The sequence below is a fragment of the Kitasatospora brasiliensis genome, from assembly GCF_032654805.1.
Classification (GTDB): Bacteria; Actinomycetota; Actinomycetes; order Streptomycetales; family Streptomycetaceae; genus Kitasatospora; species Kitasatospora brasiliensis.
The window spans coordinates 577,735-588,041 of the sequence record NZ_JAUOOW010000002.1 but is presented as its reverse complement, the minus strand read 5'-3'; the positions used below and the strand labels follow the sequence as shown (position 1 = coordinate 588,041).

The 10,307-nt window shown below is 75.3% G+C and carries 3 protein-coding genes; all 3 read left to right on the top strand.

Annotated elements, in window-relative coordinates; translation table 11 throughout:
• Positions 1-171 precede the first annotated feature (171 nt).
• Genes QWJ13_RS10485 through QWJ13_RS10475 form a run of 3 tightly spaced genes read left to right on the top strand, consistent with a single transcriptional unit; the run spans position 172 to position 10,283 of the window.
• The gene (locus QWJ13_RS10485) at positions 172-942 is read left to right on the top strand and encodes a thioesterase II family protein (protein ID WP_316522803.1); all 771 of its coding nucleotides are present in this window, start codon (positions 172-174) and stop codon (positions 940-942) included.
• 49 nt (positions 943-991) lie between these two features.
• Positions 992-1,216 (top strand): MbtH family protein, encoded by a 225-nt coding sequence (locus QWJ13_RS10480; RefSeq protein ID WP_316522801.1) that lies wholly within the window; start codon positions 992-994, stop codon positions 1,214-1,216.
• Complete coding sequence (locus QWJ13_RS10475) at positions 1,209-10,283, top strand: non-ribosomal peptide synthetase (RefSeq protein ID WP_316522798.1); 9,075 nt, start codon at positions 1,209-1,211, stop codon at positions 10,281-10,283. Before QWJ13_RS10480 ends, QWJ13_RS10475 begins: the two co-directional genes overlap by 8 nt.
• Positions 10,284-10,307 lie beyond the last annotated feature (24 nt).

Below are 10,307 nucleotides of genomic sequence, written 5' to 3'. Positions count from 1 at the left end.
TTCGCGTGCCTGTACGGATCCGGCGGCCGCCAGGCCCCCTCACACCCCCGACCAGGGCCGGTAGCGCCGAAATATAGGCACATCCCGGAGATTGGTCCGAGCCGGACATGTGTACGCCGGCACCGGGCGCCGCGGCGCGAGGCGCTCGCCGAGTCGGTTGAAAGGCTTCCGATGCTCGCCCAGACCACGACCACGGTGGAGACCGCCCGCTGGTTCCGTACGTACGCCGCCCGGCCGCAGGCCCGGGTGCGGCTCGTCTGCTTCCCGCACGCCGGCGGCTCGGCCGCGGCCTTCCGCGAGCTCTCCGGCCGGCTGCCCGCCTCCGTCGAGCTGACCGCCGTGCAGTACCCCGGCCGCCAGGACCGGTACGGCGAGCCCCCGGCGCCCGACATGGACACCCTGGCCACCACGATCGCCGCCGCCGTCGAGCCCCTGCTCGACCGCCCGGTGGCGTTCTTCGGCCACAGCCTCGGCGCCACCGTCGCCTTCGAGACCGCCCGCCGCCTGTCCTCCCGCCACCGCCCGGCCCTGCGCCACCTCTTCGCCTCGGCCCGCCGCGCGCCCGCCGTCCCGAACCAGGGCCCCGACATCGGCCGGGACGACGCGTCGGTGCTCGCCTACGTCCGCGGCCTCGGCGGCACCGGCGCCGCACTGCTGGAGGACGAGGACCTGCGCGAGATGGCCCTGCCGGTGCTGCGGGCCGACTTCCGCCTGGTGGACACCTACCGGTACTCCCCCGGCGCGCCGCTGCTCTGCCCGATCACCGCCGTCGTCGGCGCCGAGGACGACGCCTGCCGGCCCGACCACGCCCGGCGCTGGGCCGAGTGCACCGCCGCCGGCTTCGACCTGCGGGTGCTGCCCGGCGGCCACTTCTACCCGGAGACCCACCCGGCCGAGCTCACCGAGCTGCTCACCGGGACGCTCGGCGTCCCCGCCGCCTAGGGCGCAAGACACGCCCCTACCCCGCGCCGCGGGAGGAGACCGAATCCCCATGCCACACGACCCGTTCAACGATCCGGCCGGGCGCTACCGCGTGCTCGTCAACGACCTCGGCGAGCACTCCCTCTGGCCGTCCTTCGCCGCCGTCCCGGCGGGCTGGTCGACGGAGCTGGACGACGCCGACCGCGCCACCTGCCTCGCCCACCTGAACCGGCAGCAGACCACCCCGACCGACCCGACCGACCCGTCCAGAAGGGTGGAGCAGCGCAATGTCTGACCCCAAGGCCCCCCTCCGGCTGCCGCTCTCGGCATCCCAGACCGGCATCTGGTTCGCCCACCAGCTCGACCCCTCCGGCTGCCGCTACAACATCGCCGAGTACAAGGAGATCCACGGCCCGGTCGACCACGCGCTGCTGGAGACCGCCTGGCGCCAGGTCCTGGAGGAGGCCTGGACCTACCGCGTCACCCATGTCGTCCAGGAGCCGGACGGCCTGGTCCAGTACGTCGCCCCGGACGCCCGCGGCCGCTCGCTGCCGCTGCTCGACCTGAGCGCCGAGGCCGATCCGGCCGCCGCCGCCCGCGCCTGGATGGACGAGGACCTGACCCGCCCGGTCGAGCTGGCCGAGGGCCGGATCCAGAGCTTCGCGCTGATCAAGCTCGCCGAGGACCGCTTCTACTACTACCAGCGGGCCCACCACGTCACGATCGACGCGTACGGCGGCTCCCTGGTCGGCACCCGGGCCGCCGAGCTGTACACCGCCCTCGCCCGCGGCGAGGAACCCGCCGAGGGCACCTTCGACCCGCTGCCGGTGCTGCTCGACGAGGACGCCGCCTACCGCGCCTCCGCGGCCGCCGAGGCCGATCTGCGCTACTGGGTCGCGAAGTTGGCCGACCGCCCCGAGCCGCGCCGTCTGGTGGACCGCACCGTCGCCCCGGGCGCCGAGCGCCCCGCGGTGGGCTTCCACCGCCGCACCGCCACGCTGTCCCAGGAGCACGCCGACCGGTTGAAGGAGCTCGCCCGCTCCGCCCGCGCGCCGTGGTCCGTCCTGGTGATCGCGCTGTGCGCCGCCTACCTCCAGCGGATGACCGGGCAGAACCGGCAGATCATCGGCATGCCCGTCACCGGCCGCACCACCCCGGTGGCCCGCCGCACCCCGTGCATGGCGTCCAACTGGGTGCCGCTGCTGCTCGACGTACGGCCCGAGGAGACCGCCGCCCAGCTGGTGCGCCAGACCGTCGGCGAGGTGCGCGGCGGCCTCAAGCACCAGCTGCCGCGCTACGAGGACGTCTGCCGGACGCTCGGCCTGACCGGCTCGGGGGACGGCCTGGTCGGCCCGACCGTCAACATCATGGCCTTCGACTCCGAGCTCCGCTTCGGCGACCACCCGGCCTTCTCCCACAACCTGTCCAACGGCCCGGTCGACGACCTGTGCATCGCCTTCTACGACCGCGCCGACGGCCAGGGCCTGACCGTCGACTTCGACGCCAGCCCCTCCCTCTACCTCCCCGCCGAGGCGGCCGAGCACCAGGACCGCTTCCTGCGCTTCCTGCGCGCCGTTCTCGACGCCCCGCAGACCCCGCTCGGCCGGGTCGACCTGCTCGCCCCCGAGGAGCGCCGCCGGCTGCTCGTCGAGTGGAACTCGGCGCTCGACCGACCGCCGTACACCGAGGGCGCGCTGGAGGCCTTCGAGGCCCAGGCCGCGCGCACTCCCGAGGCGCCCGCCGTGGTCCTGGACGGCACCGCCGTCAGCTACCGCGAACTGGACGCCTGGGCCAACCGGATCGGCCACGGGCTGCGCGCCGAGGGCGCCGGGCCCGACACCGTGGTCGGCGTGCTGCTCGACCGCACCCCGGCCCTGCTCGCCGCCCTGCTCGGCGTCTGGAAGGCCGGCGCCGCCTACGTCCCGATGGACCCGTCCTGGCCGGCCGGCCGGATCGCCACCGTGCTCTCCGACGCCGGCGCCGTCGCCCTGGTCAGCGACCACCCGGCCGAGTTCTCCGGCCCGGTGCTCGACCCGGCGGCCGTGGCCGGCCGGTCCGACACCCGCCCGGACGCGCCGCGCGACCCGGACCGCCTCGCGTACGTCATCTACACCTCCGGCTCGACCGGCCGGCCCAAGGGCGTCCAGATCGCCCACCGCAGCCTGGCCAACTACCTCGGCTGGGCCGTCCAGGACTACACCGGCACCGGCGGCGGCGCCGCGCTGTACTCCTCCGTCGCCTTCGACCTCGTCGTGCCCACCCTGTACGTGCCGCTGATGACCGGCGCCCCCGTGCACCTCTTCCCGGCCGGCCGCGACCTCGCCGAACTCGGCTCCTGGCTGGCCGAGTCGGGCCCGTTCGACTTCCTCAAGCTCACCCCCGGCCACCTGGAGATGCTCACCCACCAGCTGGCCCCGGCCGAGGCGCACGGCCTCGCCCCGGTGCTGGTCGTCGGCGGCGAGGCGCTGCTCGGCCGGGTCGCCGAGCAGTGGTGCGACCGGGTCGGCGCCCGGGTCGTCAACGAGTACGGCCCCACCGAGATCACCGTCGGCAACTGCGTCTTCGACGTGACCGGCCCGCAGCCCACCGAGGTGGTGCCGATCGGCCGCCCGATCCCCGCGACCAGCATGTACGTGCTCGACGCGGAGCTCGAACCGGTGCCGGTCGGCACCGTCGGCGAGCTGTGGATCGGCGGCGCGGGCCTGGCCCGCGGCTACCTCGGTCAGCCCGCGATGACCGCCGAGCGCTTCGTACCGGACCCGTTCGGCGCCCCCGGCGCCCGGCTCTACCGCACCGGCGACACCGCCCGGGTGCTGCCGGACGGCAATGTCGACTACCTCGGCCGCGGCGACGACCAGGTCAAGATCCGCGGCTACCGGGTGGAGATCGGCGAGATCGAGGCCGCCCTCGGCCGTCACCCCGAGGTCGCCCAGGCCGTCGTCCTGGTCCGCGAGGACCGCCCGGGCGAGCGCCGGTTGGTCGCCTACGCGGTGCCGAGCGCCGCCGACACCCCGCTCGGCACGGCCGAACTCCTGGACTTCGTCGGCCAGTCGCTGCCCGCGTACATGGTCCCGAGCACCGTCATCGCCCTCCCCGCACTGCCGCTGACCGCCAACGGCAAGGTGGACCGGGCCGCGCTGCCCGCCCCCGAGCAGCCCTCCGCCGAGGCCGCCCGCGCCCCGCGCGGCCCGCGCGAGGAGCTGTTCTGCGAGCTGCTCGCCGAGGTGCTCGGCCGGCCGCGGGTCGGCCCCGACGACTCCTTCTTCGAGCTCGGCGGCGACAGCATCATGTCGATCCAGCTGGTCGCCCGCGCCCGGCAGGCCGGACTGACCATCACCGCCCGGGACGTCTTCACCCGGAAGACCGCGGCCGGCCTCGCCGAGGTCGCGCTGGACCTCCCGCAGGCCGCCACCGAGGCCCCCGGCACCGGGATCGGCCCGCTGCCGGCCACCCCGATCATCCGCTGGCTCGCCGGACACCCCGGCGCCGTCGAGCAGTTCGACGCGTACAACCAGTCGCTGACGCTGCGCGTCCCGGCCGCCGCGACCGAGGCCGAGCTGACGGCCGCCCTCCAGGCCCTCATCGACCACCACGACGCGCTGCGGCTGCGCACCACCGCCGACTGGCAGCTGGAGACCACCGCCCCCGGCACCGTGCGCGCCGCCCTGCGCCGGGTCGACGCCACCGGTCTCGACGAGGCGGCGCTGCGGACGCTGCGCTCCTCCGAGGGGCACGCCGCACGGGCGCGACTCGCCCCGCGCGAGGGCGCCATGGTGCGGGCCGTCTGGTTCGACCGAGGCCCTGAGCAGAGTGGCCTGCTGCTGCTGATGATCCACCACCTGGTGGTCGACGGGGTCTCCTGGCGGGTGCTCGGCCCCGACCTCGCCGAGGCCTGGCAGGCCGTCCACGAGGGCCGCACCCCGGCCCTCGCCCCGGTCACCACCTCGTTCCGTGGCTGGGCCCAGCGCCTCGCCGAGGAAGCCGAACGGCCCGAACGCGAGGCCGAACTCGGCTGGTGGCAAGCCGTGTTGACGACCGCCGACGAGCCGCCGGCCATCGACCCGGCGCGCGACACCCACGGCAGCGCCGAGCGCCTCACCCTGCGACTGCCCGCCGCGGTCACCGAGCCGCTGCTCACCACGCTGCCGGCCGCCTTCCACGCCGAGGTCAACGACGTCCTGCTGACCGCGCTCACCCTGGCCTGCGACGGCGAGACCCTGGTCGACCTGGAGGGCCACGGCCGGGAGGGCGACACCATGGGTGGTGCCGAACTCTCCCGCACCGTCGGCTGGTTCACCAGCCTCCACCCCGTCCGGCTGGCCTCCGGCCCGCTCGACCTGGCCGAGGCCAGGACCGGCGGCCCGGCCGCCGGCGCGCTGCTCAAGCGGGTCAAGGAACAGCTGCGCGCGGTACCGGACAAGGGCATCGGCTACGGCCTGCTGCGCCACCTCAACCCGCGCACCGGCCCCCGACTGGCCCGACTGGCCACCCCCGGGCTCGGCTTCAACTACCTCGGCCGGTTCACCGCCGCCGAGGGCGACTGGGCCGTGCTGCCCGAGCTGGACGGCCGGGTGCCCGGCGCCGACGACCGGATGCCGATGGCCCACGCCGTCGAGCTCAACGCGCTGACCCAGGACGGCCCGAACGGCCCCGAGCTGGTCGCCGAGTGGAGCTGGGCCCCGGGCCTGCGCTCGGCCGAGGAGGTCCGCGCCCTGGCCGAGGGCTGGTTCGCCGCGCTGCGCGCGCTGGCCGAGCACGGCAGCCGCCCCGGCGCCGGCGGCCGGACCCCGTCCGACCTCGCACCGGCCGGCCTCAGCCAGGCCGAGATCGACCGCCTGGAGGCCGAACTCCCGGGCTTCACCGATGTGTTGCCGCTCTCCCCGCTCCAGGAGGGCCTGTTCTTCCACGCCCTCTACAACGCCCAGGACACCGACATCTACCTGGCCCAGCTGGAGCTGGACCTGGACGGCCCGCTGGACGCCGGAGCGCTGCGCGCCGCCGCCGAGGCCCTGCTGGAGCGGCACGCCAATCTGCGGGCGGGCTTCCGCACCGGCCCGGTCCGGCCGGTCCAGGTGATCCCCGACACGGTCGAACTCCCCTGGCGTCAGGAGGACTTGAGCGGCTCCCCGGAGAAGGAGACGGCCGCCGCGGCCTTCGCCGCCGAGGAGCGCGCCCGCCGCTTCGACCTGGACCGCCCGCCGCTGCTGCGCTTCGCACTGCTCCGCCTCGCCGAGGACCGCCACCGCCTGCTGCTCACCAACCACCACTTGCTGCTGGACGGTTGGTCGATGCCGCTGCTGATCCAGGAGCTGCTGGCGCTGTACGCGTCCGGCGGCGACGGCACCGCGCTGCCCCGGGTCCGCCCGTACCGCGAGCACCTGCTCCACCTGGACGGCAAGGACCGGATGGCCGCCCGGGCCGCCTGGCAGAGCGCCCTCGCCGGCCTGGAGGAGCCGACCCGGGTCCGGGCCACCGCGCCCGGACGGGTGCCGGTGCCGCCGAAGCGGCTGGAGTTCCGCGCCCCCGCCGAGACCGGCGCCGGCCTGACCGCCCGGGCCCGCGCCCACGGGCTGACCCTCAACACCCTGCTCCAGGCCGCCTGGGCGATCACCCTGGGCCGGATCACCAACTCCACCGACGTCACCTTCGGCGTCACCGTCTCCGGCCGCTCGGCCGAACTGCGCGGCGCCGAACGGATGGTGGGCCTGTTCATCAACACCCTGCCGCTGCGTCTGCGGCTGGACCCGGCGGAGTCGTCGGCCGCGCTGCTCGGCCGGCTCCAGGCCGAGCAGTCCGGTCTGCTGGAGCACCAGCACCTGGGCCTCGCCGAGATCCAGGAGCTGGCCGGGGTCGGCGAACTCTTCGACACCGCCATGGTGGTGGAGAACTACCCACTGGACGCCGCGGCCCTGCACGCACCCGTCCGCGGGGTGCGCCTGGCCGACGTCCGGGTCCACGACGCGGTGCACTACACGCTCGGCCTGATGGCCCTCCCGGTGGACGACACCGTCGCCTTCCGGCTCGACTTCCAGACCGACCTGCTCACCGAGGCCGAGGCCCGGGAGATCGGCGACCGGCTGCTGCGGGTGCTGGCCGCCCTCGCCACCGCACCGGAGCTGCCGCTCGGGCAGCTGGACGTCCTCGCCCCGGAGGAGCGCGAGCGGCTGCTGACCGGGTGGAACGACACGGATCGGCCGGTCGCGCCGGCCACCTTCCCGGCGCTGTTCGAGGCCCAGGCGGCCGCCCGTCCGCAGGCCGTGGCGCTCTCCTTCGGCGCCGAGCAGGTCACCTACGGCGAGCTGAACGAGCGCGCCAACCGCCTCGCCCGGCTGCTGGTAGAGCAGGGCGCGGCCGCCGAGCGGTTCGTCGCGATCGCCCTGGAGCGCTCGATCGAGCTGATCGTCGCCCAACTGGCCGTGCTCAAGGCCGGTGCCGCCTTCCTGCCGCTGGACCCGCGCTACCCGGCCGACCGGATCGGCTACATGCTCGGCGACGCCCGGCCCGCCCTGGTGCTCACCAGCGGGGAGCTGGCCGAGGGCCTGTTCGCGGACAGCCCGGTGCCCCGCCTGCTGGTCGAGTCGCTGGACACCGCCGGCCGCTCCGCCGCGAACCTGACGGACGGGGACCGGGAGGCGCCGCTGACCCCCGACCGGGCCGCGTACGTCATCTACACCTCGGGTTCCACCGGCCGGCCCAAGGGTGTGGTGGTCACCCACACCGGCCTGGCCAGCATGGTGGAGAGCCAGCGCGAAAGCCTGGCCGTCACCCCCGACAGCCGGGTCCTGCTGTTCGCCTCACCGTCCTTCGACGCCGCCGTCTGGGAACTGGGCATGGCCCTGCTCACCGGCGCCCGCGCCGTCCTCGGCGACGCCGACCAGCTCCTCCCCGGCCCTGCCCTCACCGAACTCATCGCCGACCAGGGCGTCACCCACCTCACCCTGCCGCCCACCGCCCTCGCCGTCCTCGCTCCCGACGCCCTACCGCAAGGCGGCACCCTGGTCGTCGCCGGCGAAGCCTGCCCGCCCGACCTCGTCGAGCACTGGTCCGCCCGCCTGCGCATGGTCAACGCCTACGGCCCCACCGAGTCCACCGTCTGCGCCAGCATGAGCACCCCGCTCAGCGGCCGCACCAACCCGCCCATGGGCCTACCCGTCACCAACACCCGGTTGTATGTCCTGGACGGCAACCTCCAACCCGTCCCCACCGGAGTCGTCGGCGAGCTCTACATCGCCGGCGCCGGCCTGGCCCGCGGCTACCTGGGCCGCCCCGACCTCACCGCCGAACGCTTCGTCGCCGACCCCTACGGAGCCCCCGGCACCCGCATGTACCGCTCCGGCGACCTCGTCCGCCGCCGCACCGACGGCACCCTGGAGTACCAGGGCCGCGCCGACCACCAGGTCAAGATCCGCGGCTTCCGCATCGAACCCGGCGAAATCGAAGCCGTCCTCGCCCAGCACCCCTCCCTCGCCCAAGCCTTCGTCCTCGTCCGCGAAGACCGCCCCGGCGACCGCCGCCTCATCGGCTACGCCGTCCCCCACCCCCACCAGAGCACCGACCAAACCACCCTGCGCGCCCACATCGGCGCCACCCTGCCCGACTACATGATCCCCTCCGCCATCGTCCTCCTCGACGCCCTGCCCCTCACCACCAACGGCAAGGTCGACCGCAAGGCCCTGCCGGCTCCGGACCAGGCCGCGGGCGGCCCCCGGACGGCGCCCGCGAACCCGGTCGAGGCGGCGCTCTGCACGGCCTTCGCCGAGGTGCTGGGCGCCGGCCCGGTCGGCGCCGACGAGTCCTTCTTCGACCTCGGCGGCGACAGCATCCTGGCGATCCGCTTCGTCGCCCAGGCCAGGGCGGCCGGCCAGGTGGTGACCGTCCGCGAGGTCTTCCAGCACCGGACGGCCCAGGCGCTGGCCGTCGTCGCCCGCCCCCTGGCGGAGCCCCAGGCCCCGGCGCGGAGCGTCTTCACCGACCCGGAGTCCGAGCGCGAGGCGGCCGAACTCCTCGCCTCGGAGGAGGAGTTGGTGGACGTGCTGCCGCTCTCCTCGCTCCAGGAGGGCTTCGTCTTCCACGCCCTGCTGGCCGACGACGACGTCGACGTCTACGCCACCCAGGTCCACTTCGACCTGCACGGACCGCTCGACGCGCCCCTGCTGCGGCTCTCCGCCGAGCGCCTGCTCGCCCGCCACCCCGGGCTGCGGGCCGGCTTCCGCCAGGCCGGTCTCAGCCGCCCGCTCCAGGCGATCCACCGCGAGGTGGCGCTCCCCTGGCGCGAGGACGACCTGAGCGGGCACCCGGAGCCGGTGGCCGAGGCCGAGCGGCTGGCCCTCGCCGACCGCACCGAGCCGTTCGACTTCACCCGCCCGCCGCTGCTGCGGCTGCGGGTGGCCAGGCTGGGCGACGCGGTGCACCGGGTGATCCTGACCGGCCACCACATCCTGTGGGACGGCTGGTCGGTGCCGGTCCTGCTGGACGAGCTGTTCACCGCCTACGCCCACGGCGGCTCGACCGACTCGCTGCCCGAGCCGACCCCGCTGCGCGACTACCTCGCCTGGGTGGCCGGCCAGGACGCCGAGGCGGCCCGCACCGCCTGGTCCGCCTCGGTCGGCGACGCCCGGCCGACCCTGGTCGACCCGGACGCGGCGCACCGCGAGCCGGTCCGGCACCGGTCGGTCTCGATCGACCTGTCCGGGGAGCTCGCCGAGGAGCTGGCCGGCGCCGCGCGGGCCCACGGCGTCACCGTCAACACCGCGGTCCAGGGCGCCTGGGCGCTGGTGCTGGCCCGGCTGACCGGGGAGCAGGACGTGGTGTTCGGCGCCACCGTCTCCGGCCGCCCGGCCGAGGTGCCGGGTGTCGAGCGGATGGTCGGGATGTTCCTCAACACCCTGCCGGTCCGGGTCCGGATCGACGAGGACGAGCCGCTGTCCGCCCTGCTGGCCCGCCTCCAGGACGAGCAGTCGCGGCTGATCCCGCACCACCACCTCGGCCTCGGCGAGATCCAGCGGCTGGCCGGCGGACAGGTGCTGTTCGACACCACCGTGATCCACCAGAACGCCCCGCTGGACGCCGCGGCGCTGGCCGCCGGACTCGACGGCCTGACCCTCGGCGACGCCGGCAGCATCGACGCCACCCACTACCCGCTGCGGATGCAGGCCGTCCCGCCGCTGCACGGGGACGGCCTCGAACTGCGGCTCGGCTACCGCCCGGACGTCTACGACCGGGAGGAGGCGAGCGGCCTGCTGGACCAGCTCCACCGCGCCCTGCGGACCCTGGTCGACGCCCCGCTGACCAGAACCGGCGAGGTGGAGCTCCTCTCGGCCGAGGAACGGGACCGCCTCCTCGCCGGGTGGGGAGGCTACTGACCGTCCGCCCGGGGCGGCCCCACC